The organism is Burkholderia sp. FW306-1C-G01B (genome assembly GCF_058781685.1).
The window spans coordinates 309,277-329,482 of sequence record NZ_JBYSWZ010000001.1 but is presented as its reverse complement, the minus strand read 5'-3'; the positions used below and the strand labels follow the sequence as shown (position 1 = coordinate 329,482).

Annotated in this window: 17 protein-coding genes; 11 read left to right on the top strand and 6 right to left on the bottom strand. The window is 64.2% G+C overall.

Features of this window, described 5'->3' with window-relative positions; all coding sequences use genetic code 11:
* Window positions 1-16 precede the first annotated feature (16 nt).
* Window positions 17-1,066, bottom strand: coding sequence for an AraC family transcriptional regulator (locus AC3WLY_RS01455; protein ID WP_175960753.1), 1,050 nt, complete (start codon window positions 1,064-1,066; stop codon window positions 17-19).
* Window positions 1,067-1,137: 71 nt separating this feature from the next.
* Between AC3WLY_RS01455 and AC3WLY_RS01450 the strand changes: the two genes are divergently transcribed.
* Window positions 1,138-2,340 carry an MFS transporter gene (locus AC3WLY_RS01450; RefSeq protein ID WP_492310146.1) on the top strand — a complete coding sequence of 401 codons (1,203 nt, stop codon included), beginning with the start codon at window positions 1,138-1,140 and terminating at the stop codon, window positions 2,338-2,340.
* A gap of 48 nt (window positions 2,341-2,388) precedes the next feature.
* Here the strand turns inward: AC3WLY_RS01450 and AC3WLY_RS01445 are convergent, their stop codons facing one another.
* A complete protein-coding gene (locus tag AC3WLY_RS01445; RefSeq protein ID WP_492310145.1) occupies window positions 2,389-3,267 on the bottom strand; it encodes an aldo/keto reductase family oxidoreductase in 879 nt (292 codons plus the stop codon).
* Between the two features lie 104 nt (window positions 3,268-3,371).
* Between AC3WLY_RS01445 and AC3WLY_RS01440 the strand changes: the two genes are divergently transcribed.
* Window positions 3,372-4,271 carry a LysR family transcriptional regulator gene (locus AC3WLY_RS01440; RefSeq protein WP_425131847.1) on the top strand — a complete coding sequence of 300 codons (900 nt, stop codon included), beginning with the start codon at window positions 3,372-3,374 and terminating at the stop codon, window positions 4,269-4,271.
* A 141-nt stretch (window positions 4,272-4,412) separates the two neighbouring features.
* Here the strand turns inward: AC3WLY_RS01440 and AC3WLY_RS01435 are convergent, their stop codons facing one another.
* Window positions 4,413-5,174 carry an isocitrate lyase/PEP mutase family protein gene (locus AC3WLY_RS01435; protein WP_492310144.1) on the bottom strand — a complete coding sequence of 254 codons (762 nt, stop codon included), beginning with the start codon at window positions 5,172-5,174 and terminating at the stop codon, window positions 4,413-4,415.
* Window positions 5,161-6,219, bottom strand: a complete 1,059-nt coding sequence (locus AC3WLY_RS01430) for a saccharopine dehydrogenase family protein (RefSeq protein WP_492310143.1) — start codon at window positions 6,217-6,219, stop codon at window positions 5,161-5,163. Before AC3WLY_RS01430 ends, AC3WLY_RS01435 begins: the two co-directional genes overlap by 14 nt.
* A 118-nt stretch (window positions 6,220-6,337) precedes the next feature.
* On the opposite strand from AC3WLY_RS01430, the gene AC3WLY_RS01425 reads away from it, so the two are divergent.
* Entirely contained in the window at window positions 6,338-6,931 is a 594-nt protein-coding gene (locus AC3WLY_RS01425; RefSeq protein WP_492310142.1) for a TetR/AcrR family transcriptional regulator, read from the top strand.
* Window positions 6,932-6,962: 31 nt separating this feature from the next.
* Here the strand turns inward: AC3WLY_RS01425 and AC3WLY_RS01420 are convergent, their stop codons facing one another.
* The gene (locus tag AC3WLY_RS01420; protein ID WP_492310141.1) at window positions 6,963-7,430 is read right to left on the bottom strand and encodes a MarR family winged helix-turn-helix transcriptional regulator; all 468 of its coding nucleotides are present in this window, start codon (window positions 7,428-7,430) and stop codon (window positions 6,963-6,965) included.
* Window positions 7,431-7,511: 81 nt separating this feature from the next.
* Between AC3WLY_RS01420 and AC3WLY_RS01415 the strand changes: the two genes are divergently transcribed.
* The 8 genes from AC3WLY_RS01415 to AC3WLY_RS01380 all read left to right on the top strand — a co-directional run bounded on the left by AC3WLY_RS01415 (window position 7,512) and on the right by AC3WLY_RS01380 (window position 19,110).
* The gene (locus AC3WLY_RS01415) at window positions 7,512-7,880 is read left to right on the top strand and encodes a hypothetical protein (RefSeq protein WP_310131103.1); all 369 of its coding nucleotides are present in this window, start codon (window positions 7,512-7,514) and stop codon (window positions 7,878-7,880) included.
* 89 nt (window positions 7,881-7,969) lie between these two features.
* Window positions 7,970-8,587 carry a glutathione S-transferase family protein gene (locus AC3WLY_RS01410; protein ID WP_492310140.1) on the top strand — a complete coding sequence of 206 codons (618 nt, stop codon included), beginning with the start codon at window positions 7,970-7,972 and terminating at the stop codon, window positions 8,585-8,587.
* A 139-nt stretch (window positions 8,588-8,726) separates the two neighbouring features.
* A complete protein-coding gene (locus AC3WLY_RS01405; RefSeq protein WP_492310139.1) occupies window positions 8,727-11,540 on the top strand; it encodes a type VI secretion system Vgr family protein in 2,814 nt (937 codons plus the stop codon).
* A gap of 44 nt (window positions 11,541-11,584) precedes the next feature.
* On the top strand, window positions 11,585-16,510 hold the full coding sequence (locus tag AC3WLY_RS01400; RefSeq protein ID WP_492310152.1) for an RHS repeat-associated core domain-containing protein: 4,926 nt from the start codon (window positions 11,585-11,587) through the stop codon (window positions 16,508-16,510).
* The gene (locus tag AC3WLY_RS01395) at window positions 16,507-16,902 is read left to right on the top strand and encodes a hypothetical protein (RefSeq protein WP_492310138.1); all 396 of its coding nucleotides are present in this window, start codon (window positions 16,507-16,509) and stop codon (window positions 16,900-16,902) included. Before AC3WLY_RS01400 ends, AC3WLY_RS01395 begins: the two co-directional genes overlap by 4 nt.
* Window positions 16,903-16,944: 42 nt before the next feature.
* Window positions 16,945-17,637 carry an RHS repeat-associated core domain-containing protein gene (locus AC3WLY_RS01390; RefSeq protein WP_310131118.1) on the top strand — a complete coding sequence of 231 codons (693 nt, stop codon included), beginning with the start codon at window positions 16,945-16,947 and terminating at the stop codon, window positions 17,635-17,637.
* Window positions 17,638-17,683: 46 nt separating this feature from the next.
* On the top strand, window positions 17,684-18,079 hold the full coding sequence (locus tag AC3WLY_RS01385; RefSeq protein WP_492310137.1) for a hypothetical protein: 396 nt from the start codon (window positions 17,684-17,686) through the stop codon (window positions 18,077-18,079).
* A 635-nt stretch (window positions 18,080-18,714) separates the two neighbouring features.
* The gene (locus AC3WLY_RS01380) at window positions 18,715-19,110 is read left to right on the top strand and encodes a hypothetical protein (RefSeq protein WP_492310136.1); all 396 of its coding nucleotides are present in this window, start codon (window positions 18,715-18,717) and stop codon (window positions 19,108-19,110) included.
* 365 nt (window positions 19,111-19,475) lie between these two features.
* On the opposite strand, the gene AC3WLY_RS01375 is transcribed toward AC3WLY_RS01380, so the two are convergent.
* Window positions 19,476-20,198 (bottom strand): HAD family hydrolase, encoded by a 723-nt coding sequence (locus AC3WLY_RS01375; protein WP_492310135.1) that lies wholly within the window; start codon window positions 20,196-20,198, stop codon window positions 19,476-19,478.
* Window positions 20,199-20,206 lie beyond the last annotated feature (8 nt).

The following is a 20,206-nucleotide window of genomic DNA, read 5'->3' as shown; positions in this document are numbered from 1 at the left end:
CGTCAAGCGTCAGGCATTACGCTTCGACGCGCGCCTCGCCGTCCGCACGCACGGCGCCCGGCGGCTTTCCGATCACACGCTTGAACGCGCGGCTGAACGCCGCCAGCGAACCGTAGCCGAGCCGGTACGCGACGGCTTCGATCGCCTCGCGGTCGCGCGCGATCCACTGCGCGGCGAGCCGCATCCGCAGCTCGGTCAGGTAGCGCACGGGCGTCATCCCGGTCGCCGCGAGAAAGCGTTCGGCGAACACCGAGCGCGACACGCCCGCTTCGGCGGCCAGCTCCGCGACGCTCCAGTTGCGGCCCGGGTCGCGATGCAGCGCGACGATCGCGCGGCCAAGCTTCGGCTCGCGCAGCGCCTGCACCCAGCCCGACGCGTCGCCGCATCCGCACTCGACCCAGCCGCGCACGATGAATGCCGCGACCACGTCCGCGAGCCGCGCGAGGATGCCCGCGAAGCCCGCGCGCGCCGAGCAGGATTCGCGCTCCATCGCGTCGAGCATCGGACGGATTTCCGGGTAGCGCGCGAGCAGCGTGCCGACGTGCATGAACTCGGGCATCGTGCCGACCAGCGGCTGCATGCCGCCGAGATCGAGCTCCATGCATGCGCTGAAGATCAGCGCATCGCCGGCGCCCGGCTCCGTCGTCGCGCAGCCCGCAGGCGACGTGCCGGCCGACGCCACCGACGCGACCGTATCGCAGATCTTCGCGACTTCGAAGCCGTTGATCTCGCGGCACGGCGCATCCGGATCGGACACCAGCGCATGCATGCGGCCGTGCGGCAGCAGGATCGCGTCGCCGGCCTCGAGCCGCATCGTTGCGCCGGACGCATCGCGCAGCAGCACGGGCCCGCGCCCGACGAAATGGAACTGCGCGCGGCCCGGCGCCTGACCGAAATTCAGCCCGAACGGCCGCGCGACCTGGATGCGGCGGTACTGGACGCCGCTCAGGCGCATCCCCAGCAGCAACTCGCTGACGAGGTCGTGCACGTCGGGGACGGGGGGAAGCAGCGGCTCGGACATGGCGAGATTCGGACGATCGATCAACAAGAACGGATTGTATGTCATAGACCGTCCTGCTGCCGATCCTTACGATACGTCGTCATCAGTACTTTCCCTAGACGAAAACGGAACGACGCATGAATCCCGGAATTTCCCCGGCCGCCTCGACGGCGGCCACCCGCGAACCGGCCTGGGGCGCGGTATTCGCGATGGCGCTCGGCGTCTTCGGGCTCGTCACGGCCGAATTTCTTCCCGCCAGCCTGCTCACGCCGATGGCCGACAGCCTCGGCGTGACCGAAGGCGTGGCCGGGCAGGCCGTCACGGCCACCGCGACGGTCGCGCTCGTCACGAGCCTGCTGATCTCCGCGCTGACGCGCACGATCGACCGGCGGCGCGTGCTGCTCGCGTTCTCGGTGCTGCTCGTCGCATCGAATCTGGCGGTCGCGTTCGCGCCCAACCTGACGACGCTGCTGATCGGCCGCGTCGTTCTTGGTGTCGCGCTCGGCGGCTTCTGGACGATGGCGACGGCCACCGCGATGCGGCTCGTGCCGACGGCGATGGTGCCGCGCGCGCTGTCGATCATCTTCAGCGGCGTGGCGGTCGCGACGATCGCGTCCGCGCCGATGGGCAGCTATTTCGGTCACCTGATCGGCTGGCGCAACGTGTTCCTGATCGCGGCCGGGCTCGGCGGCGTCGCGTTCGTGTCGCAGGTGATGACGCTGCCGTCGATGCCGCCGAGCGGCACGACGCGGCTGCGCACGTTGATCGACGTGCTGCGCCGGCCGACCGTCGGCCTCGGGATGTTCGCGACGATCCTCGTGTTCACCGGGCATTTCGCGTTCTTCACGTATCTGCGGCCGTTCCTCGAACAGGTCGCGGGCGTCGGCGTGAACGGGCTGTCGGCGATCCTGCTCGGCTACGGCATTGCGAACTTCGTCGGCACGTCGCTCGCGGGCCGCGTGCTCGAACACCGGCTGCGGCCGATGCTGATCGGGATGCCCGCGCTGATGGTCGTGCTCGGCATCGCGCTCGTCGTGCTCGGCCGCGCGCCGATGCTCGACGCGGTGCTCGTCGCGTTGTGGGGGATGGCGTTCGGCGGCGTGCCCGTCGCGTGGTCGACGTGGGTCACGCGCACCGTGCCCGACGAGGCCGAGAGCGCGGGCGGGCTGATCGTCGCGGCGATCCAGCTCGCGATCGCGACGGGCGCGGCGGTCGGCGGCGTCGTGTTCGATGCGAACGGCGCGGCCGGCGTGTTCGTCGGCGCGGCGATCGTGCTGGCCGTCGCGGTCGCGACGATCGTGACCGGCGTGCCGAAGCGGGTGGGCGTGGTGGTGTCCTGACCTGCCGGGCGGCCCGCGCTTCGTGGCCCGCCGGCGGTCGTCCGTCCGTCAGGCAGCGCCGGTGTCCGCGATGCGGTCGAGTTCCGCGAGCGCATCGTCCGGCAGATCGAGATCGGCTGCCGCGAGATTCTCGCGCAGATGCGCGACCGACGACGTGCCTGGGATCAGCAGGATGTTCGGCGCACGGCGCAGCAGCCACGCCAGCGCGACCTGCATCGGCGTCGCGTCGACGCGGGCCGCCACGCCGGACAGCGTCGACGACTGCAGCGGCGAGAAGCCGCCGAGCGGAAAGTACGGCACGTACGCGATGCCGTCGCGGGCCAGCGCGTCGATCAGCGCGTCGTCGCCGCGATGCGCGATGTTGTAGTGGTTCTGCACGCAGACGATGTCGCAGATCCGCCGGCCTTGCGCGACCTGCGCGGGCGTCACGTTGCTCAGGCCGATATGGCGGACGAGCCCGCTCCGCTGCAGTTCGGCGAGTACGCTCAGCGGTGCCTCGATCGATCCTTCGGTCGGCCCGTGCGGGTCGAACATGATGCGCAGGTTGACGACGTCGAGCACATCGAGCCCGAGGTTGCGCAGGTTGTCGTGCACGGCCCGTTCGAGTTCGTCGGGTGCGAACGCGGGCAGCCACGATGCGTCGTCGCCGCGTCGCGCGCCGATCTTGGTGACGATCACGAGATCGTCGCGATAAGGATGCAACGCATCGCGGATCAGCCGGTTGGTGACGTGCGGGCCGTAGAAGTCGCTGGTGTCGATATGGTCGACGCCGGACGCGACGGCCTCGCGCAAGACGTTCAATGCCGCGTCGCGGTCCTTCGGCGGGCCGAATACGCCGGGCCCCGCGAGCTGCATCGCGCCGTAGCCGATTCGTTTGACGTGGCGATCGCCGAGCCTGAAGGCGGCGGTGTGCCGAATGTCGGACATGATTGTGCTCCTGTGGATCTGTCGATGAATGCGCCCAGCATAGGCATTGGCCGCGTGCGCGATAAGCCGTCATAATCCGCACGGGTTGTACGAAAAGGCGAACAATGCAAACCGATCTGGGCGATCTGAATGCGTTCATGGCCGTGGCGCGCGCCGGCGGATTCCGCGACGCCGCACGCATGACGGGCCTCAGCGCGTCGGGGCTGAGCGAGGCCGTGCGCCGGCTGGAGGCGCAGCTTGGCGTGCGGCTGCTGCACCGCACGACGCGCAGCGTCGTGCCCACCGAAGCCGGCGAGCGCCTGCTCGCGCGTCTCGGGCCCGCATTGACCGAAGTGGCGGCGGCGCTCGACGGTATCGGCGAATTCCGGGACAGACCGGCCGGCACGCTGAAGCTCAACGTGCCGCTCAGCGCGGCCCGGCTCGTGCTGCCCGCGATCGTGCCGCGCTTCCTCGATGCGTACCCGGAAATACGGCTGGAAGTGATCGCCGACGAAAGTTTCGTCGACGTGCTGGCGGCCGGCTGCGACGCGGGCATCCGCTACGACGAACGGCTCGAACAGGACATGATCGCGGTGCCGATCGGCCCGCGCATTCAGCGGTTCGCGACCGCGGCCGCCCCCGGCTATCTCGACCGTCACGGCCGGCCGCGGCATCCGCGCGAATTGCTCGACCATCGTTGCCTGCGCGGACGCTTCGCGAGCGGCGCGATGCCGCCGTGGGAGTTCGAGCGCGACGGCGAGGTCGTGCGGGTCGAGCCGGCCCCCGGGCCGCTGCTGGTGCAGATCGGCGGTGCGACGGACCTGCTGGTCGATGCGGCGATCGCCGGCACGGGCATCGTGCATCTCTTCGAAGAGTGGCTGCGCCCGCAATTCGACAGCGGCGCACTCGAACGCGTGCTCGAACCGTGGTGGCGGCCGTTTTCGGGGCCCTTCCTCTATTACCCCGGGCGCCGTCTCGTGCCGCCGGCACTGCGCGCGTTCATCGATTTCATCAAGGCATCCTGAGCGTTGCGGGCCGGCGTGATGTCTGCCGGGCGACGAGCGCCGCCGGAATGGCGGCGCGATACCGGAAGCGAAGGGACGGTCGGGCCGTGCGCCGATTACATCGGATGTAATCGTTCGACGCCCGGCCGTCCCGTGAATCCGCTAGCCGCCTTGCTTGACCATCGCCGCAAGCGCTTTCATCGCCTGCAGATACGGATACGGTCCGTGGCTGATGCGGGCCACGCCGTATTCGGCGAGGTCGGCGAGCGTCGGCGTTTCCGCGACGCGCATCACGTTCACCGGCAGCGGCGATGCGGCCGTCAGCGCGCGAATGAGCGCAGGCGACCGAAGGCCCGGCACGAAGAGACCGTCGGCGCCGGCCGCCGCATAAGCGCGTGCGCGCGTCAGCGTGGCGTCGAGCAGGCGTTCGTCGTGCGTGTCGGCCGGCGCCTTGAAGAACACGTCGGTGCGCGCATTGATGAAGTAGTCGGCGCCCGCGCGATCGGCCGCCTGCCGTGCCGCCGCGAGACGCGCTGCCGCTTCTTCGACGTCGCGCAATTCGCCCGTCGCCGGAAAACTGTCTTCGAGATTGCAGCCGACCGTGCCGGCCTCGATGCTGAGCGCGATCGTCTCGGCGACATCCTCGGGCCGCTCGCCGTACCCGCTTTCGAGATCGACGGTGACGGGCAGGTCCGTCGCACGCGCGATCCGCTCGAGCACTTCCATCACGAGCGCGCGCGGCATCTGTTCGCCGTCGCCGAAACCATTGGCCGCGGCTACCGACCAGCTTCCGGTCGCCAGCGCGACGGCGCCCGCGTCGGCCGCAGTGCGCGCGCTGCCGGCGTCCCACACGTTGAACAGCGCCAGCGGCTGGCCCGCGCGATGAAGCGACCGGAAATACGCGCCTTTCTCATTGCTCGTCATGCTTGTCTCTCCTTGTGAAAACCGGATCGGTGGTCGTGCCGAACGATACTGCCACCGTATCGAGCGCCGCAAGGAAATCGCGCGCATCGAACAATTCGCCGAGGCTGCGCACGCCGCCTGAAACGACGGCCTTGCCCGTCATCAGGCGCACGGCCGCCTCGACGATGATCGGCGCGCTGACCGCGTAGATGTCGCGTCCCGACGCCGTCACGCGATGCGTCGTGCCACCCTGCACGACGATCGCGTCCATCGCGAACTGCTGCGCCGAGCGGCCCAGCGCATCGGTCGGCTCGGGTGGCGGCGTGGCGGCATCGCGCACGTCGCGCAGCGCGAGCGTCGCGAGCCACGATTCGATCGTATCGATGCGCAGATGGCGCGACAGTGTCATCACTTCCGAAAACGGCAGCAGCGTCACGTCGACGCTGCCGATCGGCGCCGGGAACGGCCACACGCGTTCGCGTGCCATCGAAGGCACCGGTGTCGGCCTGCCGTCCTTCTGGACGAGCCGCACCGCGCGATTGCGTTCGCCCGTCACGCGCGTGCCGCGCGTCGGGTGCCAGCTGTCGAGGCCGGTCGCGATATCGACGCGATCGATCGGCTTGCGTTGGTCGACGACGGCCGTGACGAGCAGGTCGGCCAGGCCGCCGTAGAACGCCGCGGCGGGAACGACGGTCACGCCTGCCGCGCGCGCACGGGCATCGACCTGTTCGGCCAGCGCCAGCACCGACGGCTGTTCGGCGGTCAGGTCGAGATAGGGGATGCCGGCCCGCAGCGCGGCATCGGCCAGCGGCAGCGCGGTATCGAGGTACGGGCCCGCGCAGTTGATCACGGCATCCGCGCCGCGCAACGCGGCGTCGAGCGCGGCCGGATCGTCGATCGCCGCGACGCGCGAGCGTGCGGCGTCGCTTGTGCCGCCTTCCGCGAGCCGCGCGGCATCGCGGCCGATGCGGATCGCGCCAACGCCGCGCCGGGCCAGTTCGGCGACGACGAACCGCCCGGTGTGACCCGTGGCGCCATAGACCGCAACCGTTTTTCGATCGTCCATGATCAACTCCGCTACAGAACGGTCTGTTTTATAGTACAGACCTGTAGCGTCGTCAACTCCGCGATGCTATGATCGGTTCACTGTTGCGGTACGGGCGGCCCTCGGCGGCCGGGCTTGGATGAAAAAGGGAACGGACACACACGGGGGCGCGCTCGATACGCGCGAGCGCATTCTGCAAACGGCCAGCGAGCTGTTCTACCGGGAAGGCACGCGTGCGGTCGGCGTGGACCTGATCGTCGCGCAGGCGGGGGTTGCCAAGACGAGCCTCTACCGTCATTTCGCGACGAAGGACGATCTGATCGAGGCGTTCCTGCTGCGCGAGGACGCGGATTTCTGGGCGCATTGGGATGCGGTGGCGCAGCAGTACAAGCGCACGCCGCGCGAGGAACTGGATGCGCAGCTTCGATGGATCGGCGAGCGCATTGCGCGCCCCGGCTATCGCGGCTGCCCGCAGATCAACATCGCCGCCGAATATGCGGACGACAGCCATCCGGCCCGCAAGGTCGCCGTCGCGCACAAGCAGGAACTGCGGCGCCGGCTGACGGAGCTGGCGAGCGCGATGCGGATCGACGAACCGGAAATTTTCGCGCTGCGGCTCGCGACCGTCATCGACGGTGCGCTGAGCAGCGGGCGTGCGCTGCACGAGCGCGGCCCCGTGCATTTCCTGCAGGAATTCGCGCAACTGCTGCTGCCGAAGAAGGGCAGGAAGTAACGCGGCACACGGCCGCGATCCGCGCGCCGGTTCAGCCGCGCGCAGCCGGATCCTCCGACAGCGCGCGCAACTGGCCGCGCAACAGATCGACTTCTCCCGGCACGAATTGCCGTTCGATGTCGGCATGCGTTTGTTGCCACAGCGGAAACGCTTCGGCCAATAGATCGTGGCCGGCCTGCGTCAGTTCGAGCAGGCGGCTGCGCCCGTCGTCCGGATCCTGCGCGATCGTGACGAGCCCGCGCCGCTCGAGCGGCTTGAGCGCGGCGGTCAGCGTGGTGCGGTCCATCGCGAGCAGCGACGCGACCGATTTCATCGGGGCCGGCTGCGGCCGGTTCAACGACATCAGCAGCGAAAACTGGCCGTTGGTCAGATCCAGCGGGCGCAGCACGTCGTCGAAGATCCGCGCAATCTTGCGCGCCGCGCGCTGCATGTGCAGGCACAGGCAGCAATCGCGCACCATCAGCGTCGTTTCGAAGGGGAGCTTTTCTTTTCGTGCCATGTTGCAATTGTGTTGATATAAACCTATCTTGTCAAGGTCGAGGCGCGGCAGCCCGCCGCGCCCGTCACCGGAGGAGAAAGCATGAGTGCTCAACAGCAGTTGTATCTCGCCGTATTCCTCGGCAGCAAGGACAGCCCGCAGATGAAGGCGTGGGTCGCGCTTTCGGACCAGGAGCGGCGCGCGAAAGAGCAGGAAGGCATCGCCGCATGGAAGGCGTGGGTCGAACGCCATCGCGACGCGATCGTCGAGCTGGGCGGGCCGCTCGGCAAGACCAAGACCATCGATGCGGGCGGCATCAAGGACACGGCCAACGCGCTGAGCGGCTTCACCGTCGTGCGGGCGGCTTCGCACGATGCGGCGGCCGCGATGTTCGAAGGCCATCCGCATTTCACGATTTTCCCGGGCGAGACGATCGACGTGATGCCGGTGCTGGCGATTCCCGGCGCGTGAACGATGGCGGCGCGCTGCGCATCGCGTTGCGTCGATGTGCCGTGGCCTGCATGCGGAGATTTCCCCGACATTCTGGATGGAGACTGGCGATGAAGCTTTACGGATTTGCCGGCACCCGCACGCAACGCGCGCTGTGGGGGCTGAAGGAACTGGATGCGGATTTCGAGTTCGTGTCGGTCAACCTGCTTACGGGCGAGCACAAGCAGCCCGAATTCGTGCGCCTCAATCCGGCCGGCAAGGTGCCGGTGCTGGTGGATGGCGATCTCGTGATTCCCGAGTCGGCCGCGATCGTGCTGTATCTCGCGGACAAGTACCCGGAGAAGGCGCTGCTGCCGGTCGATCCGGCGCTGCGTGCCCAGGCCTATCGGTGGGTCATGTTCGCGGTGACGGAGCTCGAGCAGCCGCTGTGGCGGATCACGCGGCATTCGTTCATCTATCCGCCGGAGAAGCGTTCGCCGGCCGACATCGAACTGGCGCGCGAGGATTTCGCGACGATGGCCGCGATCCTCGACAAGCACCTCGAAGGGCGCGAGTTCATCGTCGGCGATACGCTGACGGTGGCCGATTGCGTGACGGCCTACCTGATCGACTGGGCCAGCGAATGCAACCTGATCGAACCGTTTCCGCAACTGCGGGCGTATCTCGAACGCCTTTACTCGCGGCCGAAGGCGCCGCAGCGCATTGCGGAGGCGCGCAAGGCGGCGTGACGGGATGGTGGTCGGTCATGCCAAACGGCGTGATCGACCACGAACATTGTTTCAGACCGTTGCCGTTCGCTGGACGCGAACGCGGCCATCCGTTATCCCTTCAGCTTCCGAGAAAAAAGATGGTTGCTGAGGGAAAAGCATGGTCCAACAACAAGGAATACAAGGTGCGTTCGCGCAGTGGATAACCGGTCGTCAGTCGTATTTCCTGGAGGTGCCGGGCGCTCCCGGCGTGCAGGACCTGTCGATCATGTCGTTCGTGCTCGACGAGCGACTTGGCGAACCCTATCGAATCGAGGTGACGCTGACGAGCCCGGTTTCGCTCGCTCGCACCGATTACCTCAATCGTCCCGCTACCTTCACGATTCAACCGGCCGGAACGAACGGCGCCGGGGAGGCGGTGCGCCGGTTCGCCGGCTGTGTCACCGCGTTTGGCCAGATCCGCAAGACGCGCGATTTCGTGTCGTACCGGATCGTCGTCGAGCCGTTCGTCGCCAGACTGCGTCTCGTGGAGGCGACGCGCATTTATCAGCAGCAGTCCGTACCGGAGATCATCGAGTCGATCCTTAGGCGGCACGCATTCCGTTCCCACCAGTTCTCGTTCAAGCTGCGGCGCGCCTGTCCGCGTTTCGCGTTCCGCATGCAGTACCGGATGTCCGATTGGGACTACATCCGCCTGTTGATGGAGCAGACGGGGCTGTTCTGCTTTTTCCGCGCGGGGCAGCATGGCGACGAGTTGCATTTCGGCGATGACGTCGATGCCTATACGTATCGTCCGAAAATCATCGTTCCGTACCGCGAGGCAAGCGGCCTCGAAGCCGGTCACGAGGCCGTGCTTTCGCTCGAATCGCGGAGCGAAACGATCCCACGCTCGATCAAGGTCGCCGATTACAACCCAGAAAAAGCTTACGACCGGTTCAACGCCGAAACGAACATCGCGCACGACGACCCGACGACCTGGGGCTCGAGCTACGTATTCGGCACGCATCATCCGGACGGCGACGAAGCCCGGCGCGAAGCGCAGTTGCGTCACGAGGCCGCGGTCGCATGGCAGGTCGTGTATTACGGCAAGAGTTCGGTGGTGGACTTCGCGCCGGGGCTGGTCGTCAAGCTCGACGACGAACCTGCCGATGCGCCGCACGGGATCGTGATCGTTTCGGTACGTCATGCAGGCGGCCGGGATGCGTCGTACATCAACACGTTCGACGCGATTCCATGCGGCAGGCCGTTTCGCCTGAAGCTGGATGAACGCCGCTGGCCGACCATTGCGGGCACGTTGTCGGCGCGCATCACGGCGCCCGACGCTTCGCCCCATGCGCATTTGACGAACGACGGTCGCTACACGGTACGTTTCGATTTCGACTTCGACGAATGGCCGGCTGGCGGCGAAAGCGTGCCGTTGCGGCTCGCCAAGCCGTTCGCGGGCGGCAACCAGACCGGGTTTCACTTTCCGCTGCTGGCCGATACCGAGGTGGCCATCGCATTTGCCGGCGGGAGTCCGGACCGGCCGTATATCGCGCATGCGCAGCACCACAGTGAGGCGGTCGATCCGGTCACGAGCCGGGACGGATTCGATACGCGCAACGTGATTCGCACGCGAGCGAACAACAAGCTTCGTTTCGAGGACCGGACTGGACGAGAGGGCATCAAGCTGTCGACGGATTATGGTGGAAAGACACAGGTCAATCTCGGGCATCTCGTCGACAACCGGAAGGAGACGCGCGGCGAAGGGTTCGAGGTCCGAACCGACGAGCGTGGTGTCGTGCGAGCCGGCAAGGGGCTGTTCCTGACGGCCGATGCCCAGTCGAATGCACGCGGAAAGGCCTTCGACATGACCGCGGCCCGCCAGCAGCTCGACGCGGCCCGGTCACGCATGCGCAGTCTGGCCGATGCGGTCGAGAAGGCCCGGGCGACGGTGGCCGCATGCGATGCGCAGCAAGCATTGCTCGAATCGCGGATCAAGGATCTCGAAGCTGCCGTGCTACTCGCATCCGCGCCGCACGGCGTCGCGATCGCCAGTGGCGAGCACCTGCAACTGGCGGCCGGCGGACATCTCTTCACGACAACGGGGGGCAATGCGGATGCGGCGATCGGCGGCAACTACACGGTTGCGGCCGGAAACGCGGTGTCGATGTACGCGAACGCGCAGGGAATGAAGCTGTACGCGGGCGCGGGCAAGGTCGACGTACAGGCGCAAGCGGATGCGCTCGAACTCACGGCACTGAAGGGCGTGACGATCGCGAGCACGTCGGACGCCGTGACGCTGAATGCACAGAAGGCGCTGACGCTGATGTGCGGTGGGGCCTACATCAGGCTCGCGGGCGGGCTGGTGGAGATCGGCAGCGCGAGCGAAATCAAGTTGAAGGGGCCGCTGAGCATCGAGCCGGCTGCGACGCGACGACAGGCGCTGCCGTTGATGCCCGAACAGGAGCAAACCGGCATGCAGCTTTGGCATGCGTATCCGAATGGCGAGCCGGTCAGGAATGCACCGTATCGCGTGACGTTTCCGGACGGGTCGTGGCGCGAGGGGCTGCTGGATGCCAACGGCCGGGGCACGGTGGCGAATGCACCGCGCGGCGGCGGCTCGGTCGAGTATCGCGAGGAAGACCACGATCTTCAGGATGCTGCGCGCAAGTGGGGCGACCCGAACGGGATGCGGGCATTTTCGGCAGCGAGTGGCGATGCCGGTCAGGCGGTACCCAGTCTCGTCGGGGCGGCGATGGCGGCGGCAATACCGGAAGCCGGAACGGTCATGCAGGCGCCGCAGTCTGCAGTTTCCGTCCAGACGGCAGCACTGGGCGTCGCGGCAAGTGGCGTGCAAGGCGATGTCGCCGCGCTCGCTCGATCCGCACTCGACAGAGTCGCCCAGCCGGTTGTGAATGCCACCGCCAATCGCGCCACGGCAGCGATACCGGATGTTGCGCCGGGCCTCGTCAAAACCACCGTATCGCGCTGATTCGCGCGTCGCGTCCGCTTCCCGTTAGAAACAGACAACAACTTATGGCCGGAACTGCAGCCCCTTCCACTCCTCAGCGCCCGATCCCGCGGGCGCTCCAGCAGAACGCCGAAGCACGGCGTGTCATTGTCAGTCCGGTTCCCGCGCCGGGAACATCACCGAAGCTGGTTGCCGCCGGCACCGAATCGGTCAAGAACCCCGGCCTCGAGATCTTCGTGCAGTGCCTGTACATGGTGCCGTTCGTCGGCAACGCGATGTCGCTGTACGACGTCGGCGTCGACATTTACCGCATTTGCAGCGAGCCGGGCGGCACGAAGAAGGTGCTCAATTGGGGGATCCTCGCGATCGACGCGATCGGGGTCGTGCCGGCTGCGGGCAACGCCACGCGCCCGGCGCGCGCGGTCGTCAAGGAAGTGCTGCTCGCGTTCGCGAAGGGCGCCGGCGCGGCGGTGCTGGTCGATCTGTTCTGGGCGACGGCCGGCGGCGACGTGCTCGCGTTCATGGTCGAACTCGATACGCATCTGCGGAAGTGGAAGGACAGCATCGTTCAAGGCGTGCGCGACGCGTCGCGCACAGTGCGGCGCTTCGTGCTCAATCCTGTGTCGACTGCCGAACAGATGGGGCGGGTCAGGAAGAACACGGGCTTCCTGTCATGGGTGCCGTCGTCGGAGGAGGTCGCGCTGATCGGCATCGACCAGTTGCTCAAGGTGTCGGGGCAGCGCGATGCGATCGTCGCATGGCTGGACGAGTTCGATCGCAACACGGAGCCGATGCTGGACCGCGCATTCGGCAACGTGGAGGAAGCCGGCAGCCTGCTGTTCATGGCCGCGCAGATCACCGCGGAGATCCAGGCTCGGAAGGCGCGCAGGATTCCGTCGCATGTGGCGCAGGCCGCGCCGGGCACGATGCGCGAGCCGCACATGAAGCCGGGCGAGCACCGCGATTCGACGCAGAAGGGGGCGGCGCCGAGCACACTGCCGGCAAAGGATGGCTGCGGGTGCCCGAAGACGGGCAGCAGCAAGCCGGTCAACTACGCGATGGGCGACGAGAACCTCGAGCAGACGGACTTCGTGCTCGACGGCATCGTGCCGATCGTGTGGACCCGACGCTACCGGTCGAGCCTCACTGCCTACGATGCGAGCCCACTCGGCGCGCGCTGGAGCAGCGCGTATCACCTGTCGCTGGAAGAGCGGGACGGCGCGTTGACGTTCTTCGACCCCGACAGCCGCGCGGTGCCGCTGCCGCCGATGGCGGTCGGTGAGTCGGTGGAGGTGCCGACCGAACAGTTCACCGTGAAGCGTCCGGATGGACGACATGTCCTGCTGACGTACCCCGATGGCTCGCATGAGCGTTATGAGTTGCACGGTACGGTGACGCATGCTCGCTATCGCCTCATCGCCCGCACGAACCGCGATGGCCTCGGCCTGACCTTCACCTACAACACGGCCGGCGAACTTGCCGCGATCAGCGACGGCGCAGCAAATGCGATCCGTATCGATTACGTCGACGGCCGCATCTCGACGATCTACCGCGCGGGCGTGCCGGGTCTTGCCAACGAGGCACTGGCGCACTACACGTACAGCGTCGAAGGCGACCTGAGCGGCCACGTCGACATGCTCGGTTTCCGGCGCACGTATGCGTACGAGCAGCACCTGCTCACGCGCTATACGGATTTCAACGGCCACCCCGCGAACCTGACATGGGACTGGCCGGGGCGACGCGAAGGCGTGCCGGCGCCGGCCGACGCTCGATGCGTCCGCACGTGGCACGGCAACGAAGGTCAGCATGTCCAGGACGACACGCACTTCGAGTATCACCGCGACCACTGGTACACCAAGGTCACCGATGCGGATGGCCATGCCACGATCCATCGTTACAACTTCCACAACCGGATCGTGCTGGTCGAACACGCGGACGGCTCGACCGAAACTTACGAATGGGACGAACAAAATCGTCTGGTCGGCACGAAGAACGCACTGGGCCATACGCAGCGCTTTGCCTATGACGCGCAGGGGCGGCTGACGGCCGAAACCGATACGCTCGGCAATACCACGCGTACCGACTACGACGAGAACGGGTTGCCGATCAAGGTGACTACCCCGGACGGGCGCGTCACTCAGACGGCCTATGACGAACTGGGTCGACCGATCTCGGTGACGGACGCCTCAGGCCGCACCACCCGCTACGCATGGGGTGTCCGGAGCGAGTTGCTGTCGCTGACCGACCCGAAGGGTGGCGTGAAGCGCTTCCGTTACGACCACGGCGGGCGGCTGGCCGAGGCGACCGACTGTTCCGGTCACACGACGCATTATGGCTATGACGAACGCGGCCACCCGTCGCGGGTCACCGATGCCGCCGGTCACGTGACGCTGTACCGTTGCGATGCGCGCGGGCAGATCGTCTGCGTCACGCATCCGGACGGCACCGAGGAGCGCTTCACGTGGGACGGCGAAGGCAACCTGCGCACGTACCGTGACGGCGCGGGCCAGTTCACCGAATACACGTTCAACGCGCGCGGACAGCCGACCTGGCGCAAGGATGCCGCGGGCCGGGAACTGGCATACGGATACGACCGGCAATGGCGGCTGGAGACGCTGACCAACGAGAACGGCGACCGGACGCGGTTCGGCTACGATCGGCTGGGGCGCGTCGTCGAACAGACGGATTTCGACGACAGTACGACCCGTTACGTGTGGGACGACGCGGGGCAACTGAGCGGCTCGCAGGCGGGTGACATCGAGACGACCTACGCACGTGACCCGCTCGGTCGATTGACGCGTTGGGAGACGAAGGGCGCGGGCGGTCGCGGCCACGTGACCGAGCACTTTTATTACGACGCCCGCGGCCGCCTGACGACCGCACAGGATCACGGCAGCCGCGTGCACCTGCACTACGACGATGCCGACAACCTGATCGCCGAAGAGCAGACGATTTACCCGGGTACCGACGGCACCTATACGGCGGTGACCCGGCACGAATACGACGCACTCGGCAACCGGATCCGCACGCAACTGCCGAACACGCGCACGATCGACTGGTTGCGCTACGGCTCTGGCCACCTGCACGGGGTGCTGCTGGATGGCCAGCCGCTGGTGGATTTCGAGCGCGATGCGCTGCATCGCGAAACGGTCCGCCGGTACCGCAGCTTCGAGCAGACGCGCGAATACGATCCGGTCGGGCGGCTGAAGCGGATGATCGTGCGCCGCGAGACCTACGCGCGGCCGGCCGACTGGATCGCCAGCCGGCAATTGGGCTACGACGCCGTGGGCCAACTGACGCGCATCGAGGATCGCATGCGTGGCGTCACGGACTACACGTACGACCCGACCGGGCGCTTGCTGAAGGCGACCACGCCGGACCTGAAGGAAGTGTTTGCGTTCGACCCGGCTGGCAACCCGGTGGATCCGGAGAAGATCCCGCCGCGCCCGAGCGACGAAACGATCGAGTCGGTGACGGCGCGGATGCGGCGCCATATTGCGCAGGATCAGGCGTGGCAGGACGCGCACCCGGGCGAACGGATGTCGCCGGAGCAGGTCGCGCGGCGCCTGCACATGGCCGACGAGTACATCGCGCTGACCAATTGGGAAAAGTCGCTGCCGAAATGCGTCGGCAATGTGCTGAAGGAGCTGAATCGCACACGCTATGAACACGACGCGCACGGCAATCTGGTGCGGAAGACGGAGCCGGGCGGGGTGACGTGGCTGTACGACTACGACGCGGCGCACCGGCTCAGACGGGCCGATCGCTATGCGAAGCCGCCGGTGGCGAACGAGATCGGGCGGGGCGAGTACGAAGCGGGCGGCTGGGCCTCCGATCCGGGTACGGCGAGGCCGGAGTTGCGCGTGAGCTTCGCCTATGACGCGTTCGGCCGTCGCAGGTTGAAGGATGTAGGGAGAAAGGACGGCAGCATCGATCGGACGGTGTTCACGTGGGACGGCGATGTGCTGCTGATGGAGGAGCGGTTCCATATCCCGCCGCTGCAGCCGGGCGAGCGCGAGCGGGTGACGCATCGTCCGACGCAGGTGGTGCGGGAGGATCCGGACGATGCGTACTCGGTGCCGGTGGCGCAGCGGATGCATACGTTCGGGGAGCGGTACCAGTGGCAGGGTGCGTCGCTGTATATGCACGAACCGGGCACGTTCGTGCCGATGGCGCGGCTGGACGAGACGCTGGTGGAGGCGGCGTTTATTGCGACAGGCACGGATGGGCGGTTCGTGCAGGTACCGGCGAAGACGCGGCATGCGACGCTGTTCTACCAGAACGATCATCTTGGGACGCCGCAGGAACTGCTGGACGAGTCGGGGAAGGTGGTGTGGCTGGGGCGGTATCGGGCGTGGGGCGGCGAGAAGACGGTGTGGCGGGAGGTGCCGGAGCGGAACGAGGCGACGAACCCGATCCGGTTTCAGGGGCAGTATTGTGATGAAGAGACGGGGCTGCATTACAACCGGTATCGGTACTACGATCCGAATAGTGGGCGGTTCGTCAGCAAGGATCCGATCGGGCTGGCGGGTGGGATCAACGTCTATCAATATGCGCCCAACAGCACCGTATGGATCGATCCTTTAGGTTTAGCAGGGAACCGTGCGAACCGTCGTGCGGGCAATATCTTACAAGATATCGATGCGAGAGGTGGAGGTCATGCCTATTCCCGCCACGGCGCAAGTACAACTCTGGCTCAGCAAGAGCATCGCGCCATGACAGGAATTCCGCCCGATTGTCCGTGCCCTAAACGTCCTCGCCCCACGGATTCGACGCGGTTTATGAACAATGTGGATCAGTTGGATGCCATTCAACGTGGAACGGTAAAAATGAACGCGAGTGGGGAAAACTCAGTAACGTTCGATATGGGGAGAACTATTGGAGAAGGGTATCGCAAGGGCGGTGGCACAACATTGAGCGCATCAGAGGTTACCGTTGTTCGTCGAGATGGAAATATTATCACGGCATTTCCAAAGTTGCCGAGTCTATGAAGAAGATCATTAATTTTAGTTACATTTCGCCATTATATTATTATCTCTATGCTATGGGAGATGATGATTTGGATAATTTTTATATAAATAGTAAACCTGATTTGGATCGACTTTACAAGGAAATGAGGTCAAGGTTTGCGAGGTTTGGGCCGGTGTCCCAATCTATGGTTTCTGATGCATTGGAGTACGTATTGGCATCGCATTCATGGGAGGCGAATTGGAGGGGCTTGCTGCCGCAAGAGATTCCTTTGGATGAGGTGGAAGATAAGGAGAGATTTGTGCGTGATCTGTTTTTTGTGTTGATTGGGAGGGAGCCAGACCCGGATTTCGATTTGAGCGATATCGAAGTGAATAATTATGTTGGACCGGACGGGATTGATACTAAGGTTTAGTGGTGGCGAAGTGATTTGCGAGTATATCTTTGTTGAACCGGGATGCTTCCGTTGATGTGCGGCCTCGTGCCTTCAGTTGCTAAGACGCGGCATGCGACGCTGTTCTATCAGAACGATCACCTCGGGACACCGCAGGAACTGCTGGACGAGTCGGGGAAAGTGGTGTGGCTGGGGCGGTATCGGGCGTGGGGCGGCGAGAAGACGGTGTGGCGGGAGGTGCCGGAGCGGAACGAAGCGACGAACCCGATCCGGTTTCAGGGGCAGTATTACGATGACGAGACGGGGCTGCATTACAACCGGTATCGGTACTACGATCCGAATAGTGGGCGGTTCGTCAGCAAGGATCCGATTGGGCTTGCGGGCGGGATCAACGTCTATCAGTACGCGTCCAATCCGATTGAGTGGATTGACCCACTCGGCTTGGCAGGCACATCAAGTGGCGGAGTGGGAAGAAAACCTACATCGAACAAGCCAAATCAGAATTCCAAATGTCCTTGCAGGAAAGAGTGGGAAGTAACCCGCTACGACCGAATTTGTGAGGCGATGCTGAACGGAACGCGCGTAAAGTATTTTCGCGATCCCAAGGCCAAGCAATGGTGGTCCGCAGATACGGAGGGACACGGAGGTTCTGCGTGGAAAGTTATGGAAGAGCGGGGGGCAATCTTGTTCATTTTCGCGACGCGGACGTCTATGGTGATTTTATGGGGAAACACAAAAGCGAGACAGGAAAAGTGATATCGATGAAGGATATGAAGTGCCGAGATGAAAAAGGTGAATAATGATGAAAATTCAAACTGCAGAAGAATTCAAGGGGTATGCTGAAAGTGATGACGATGCTGAATTTTCAAAAGCTCAATGGGAGGCATCTGGCAACGTGTGGTTTTCAGTTTTGGAAAAATACCCAGAGCTTTCGCGGAGTGTGGCTTTTAATAATGCGATTTCCATGGGCGTTTTGGATCGTTTGTCTGCGAGCGACGATTGGATGACGCGGTGTGACGTTGCAATGAAGAGAAGAATAAATCGAGACATATTCGAAAGATTGTCGCTGGATCCTGAATCGGCTGTTCGGAGAAGGATAGCTCTAAATCCAAAAGTTCCACGGGATATATTGGTTCGTCTTGCCGGTGATCAAGACGAATCGGTAGCAGAGGTTGCAAAAGAGCGCTTAGGGTCGTAGACGGAAGTAGTCGAGTTCGAGGCTGTCGTTATAGCAGTTCTATGGGTGAGATTGAGTGGCAGGCCAAATCTATTCAATTGTCGAGCTATGTCTGATTGCCTCCCCCTACAAGGCTTGACGGCAGATCGGCAACGAGCAATACCACTACGATGGGGGATGCTAGCTGCACCGGTATATATGATTTATTGGCAGCTAGGCCGAGGATGGTGTCGAGTAGACGGCTGTATTAAAACCGGTATTGGTACCGCGATCCGAATAGTGGGTGGTTCGTCAGTAAGGATCCTGTTGGCTTGGCGCGCATGCCCGGCGACGCAAGGAGGAAACCGGCATCGAATAAGCCGAACCAGAACGCGAAATGTTCCTGCAGGAAGGAGTGGGAAGTTAATCGCTTTGACCGAATCTGTGAGGCGATGCTCAACGGAACGCGCGTCAAGTACTTCCGGGATCCCACCACGAAGCTATGGTGGTCAGCCGATACTGAGGGTCACGCTGGTTCAGCCTGGAAGGTTATGAGGCAAGTTGGAGAAAACCTCGCACATGAAAATGATACAGATATTTATGGGGATTACATGGACAAATATAAAGGTGCGGACGGAAAGGGAATGTCCATGAAGTGTGAGTGAAAGGTAAGGGTAATGACGATTAAATCGGCTGATGAATACAAAATCTACGCTCAAAGTGACGATGAAAACGAGTTTACAAAAGTTAATGATGAGGCAGCTGACGAGGTATGGGTAGACATTTTGTCAAAATATCCTGAATTGTCTAGGCTTGTTGTCGCCAACAGCACCATTTCATTGAATATTCTGAGCCATTTATCTCGCAATGGAGATTGGATGACTCGTTGTGATGTTGCGACAAAACGTAGAATTAGCCGGGAGATTTTTGAGCGATTGGCCTCTGATGTTCACTCAGGGGTCAGGCAGGCAATCGCATGTAATCCGAAGGTACCCAAAGACATATTGACGAGCCTTGCCAATGACGCTGATGAGTTGGTTGCTCAGGCCGCAAAAGAGCGATTGAGCTCGTAGACGGAAGGGCCACGTTCGCGCCCTGTCGTTATTGCAGTTCCATGGGTATGAGTGAGTACCCGTTAGGTTTGGCTGGCGATAATTTATTAGGTTCGTCAGGAATCCCGAAGGATGCTCAAAAGGCGGTTCTCAGAGATCAAGGCCCGAGCAACATTACCCGGATAGATGCGCCCGAACAGGATGCCCCCTATAGCCAGTGGCATGCACACTGCAAATGCCTCGCTGCTGTAAACCAAAACTGCTAGACGGATCGGATGCGGCACAAAGACGCCGCAGCGGATCGCGGAAGCGCGCAAGGCGGCTGACGAAGGGTGGCCGATCGCGCCGAACGGCAGGATAGGCCGTGCCGTTGCGCTTGCACGCGGTCACGACAGCTTATCGGGCCCGCCGAGCGCGCGACACAGCATCGACAGGTTGCGGAGGGTGAGGTGCGGCGTCGCGACATGCTGCGGATCGTGCTCCACTTCCGGCTGATGGTCGCGCACCACCCATGCCGCCTGAAGCCCCGCATTCAATGCACCGACGATATCGAGGTGGAAGTCGTCCCCGACGTGCAGTAATTCCGCCGGCCGCACGTCGAGTGCCTTCGCTGCCGCATGGAATATTTCGGGTTCCGGCTTCGCGATCCCGAGCGCACGCGCGCTGAGCGTTTCCCGAAAGAATTCGCCGCCGCCGGTCAGCCGGAGATCCGCGTTGCCATTGGTCACCGCGATCAGCGGAAACCGGGCGCTCAGCCATGCCAGCGCCGGCAACACATCTTCATAAAACTCGACCCGGTTGCGCGCCGCATAGAAGACTTCGTACGCACGCTCGGTCAGCGTGACATCTGCGTTCGCGCGCTCCAGCGCAAGCCGGATCGAGCCGATTCGCAACGCGCGATAGTCGCTGACGAGATCCGGACACAAACGTTCGTATTCCTCACGTAGCTCGCTCAGCGCCTGTTGCGTGGGCAGCACGCTCGCGGTATCGGGCGCGTGCTCGATCAGCCATGCGCGAAGCGCCGCTTCGGCCCGTTCGACGGCAGGTCCGAACGGCCACAGGGTGTCGTCCAGGTCGAACGAGAGGGCGGATACGTCAGGCAGGCGCATGGCGCATG

Bases quoted from the DNA above. Each gene is read 5' to 3' on its own strand.
- AC3WLY_RS01455 (WP_175960753.1), bottom strand. From the start codon at position 1,066: ATGACATACAATCCGTTCTTGTTGATCGATCGTCCGAATCTCGCCATG.
- AC3WLY_RS01450 (WP_492310146.1), top strand. From the start codon at position 1,138: ATGAATCCCGGAATTTCCCCGGCCGCCTCGACGGCGGCCACCCGCGAA.
- AC3WLY_RS01445 (WP_492310145.1), bottom strand. From the start codon at position 3,267: ATGTCCGACATTCGGCACACCGCCGCCTTCAGGCTCGGCGATCGCCAC.
- AC3WLY_RS01440 (WP_425131847.1), top strand. From the start codon at position 3,372: ATGCAAACCGATCTGGGCGATCTGAATGCGTTCATGGCCGTGGCGCGC.
- AC3WLY_RS01435 (WP_492310144.1), bottom strand. From the start codon at position 5,174: ATGACGAGCAATGAGAAAGGCGCGTATTTCCGGTCGCTTCATCGCGCG.
- AC3WLY_RS01430 (WP_492310143.1), bottom strand. From the start codon at position 6,219: ATGGACGATCGAAAAACGGTTGCGGTCTATGGCGCCACGGGTCACACC.
- AC3WLY_RS01425 (WP_492310142.1), top strand. From the start codon at position 6,338: ATGAAAAAGGGAACGGACACACACGGGGGCGCGCTCGATACGCGCGAG.
- AC3WLY_RS01420 (WP_492310141.1), bottom strand. From the start codon at position 7,430: ATGGCACGAAAAGAAAAGCTCCCCTTCGAAACGACGCTGATGGTGCGC.
- AC3WLY_RS01415 (WP_310131103.1), top strand. From the start codon at position 7,512: ATGAGTGCTCAACAGCAGTTGTATCTCGCCGTATTCCTCGGCAGCAAG.
- AC3WLY_RS01410 (WP_492310140.1), top strand. From the start codon at position 7,970: ATGAAGCTTTACGGATTTGCCGGCACCCGCACGCAACGCGCGCTGTGG.
- AC3WLY_RS01405 (WP_492310139.1), top strand. From the start codon at position 8,727: ATGGTCCAACAACAAGGAATACAAGGTGCGTTCGCGCAGTGGATAACC.
- AC3WLY_RS01400 (WP_492310152.1), top strand. From the start codon at position 11,585: ATGGCCGGAACTGCAGCCCCTTCCACTCCTCAGCGCCCGATCCCGCGG.
- AC3WLY_RS01395 (WP_492310138.1), top strand. From the start codon at position 16,507: ATGAAGAAGATCATTAATTTTAGTTACATTTCGCCATTATATTATTAT.
- AC3WLY_RS01390 (WP_310131118.1), top strand. From the start codon at position 16,945: ATGCTTCCGTTGATGTGCGGCCTCGTGCCTTCAGTTGCTAAGACGCGG.
- AC3WLY_RS01385 (WP_492310137.1), top strand. From the start codon at position 17,684: ATGAAAATTCAAACTGCAGAAGAATTCAAGGGGTATGCTGAAAGTGAT.
- AC3WLY_RS01380 (WP_492310136.1), top strand. From the start codon at position 18,715: ATGACGATTAAATCGGCTGATGAATACAAAATCTACGCTCAAAGTGAC.
- AC3WLY_RS01375 (WP_492310135.1), bottom strand. From the start codon at position 20,198: ATGCGCCTGCCTGACGTATCCGCCCTCTCGTTCGACCTGGACGACACC.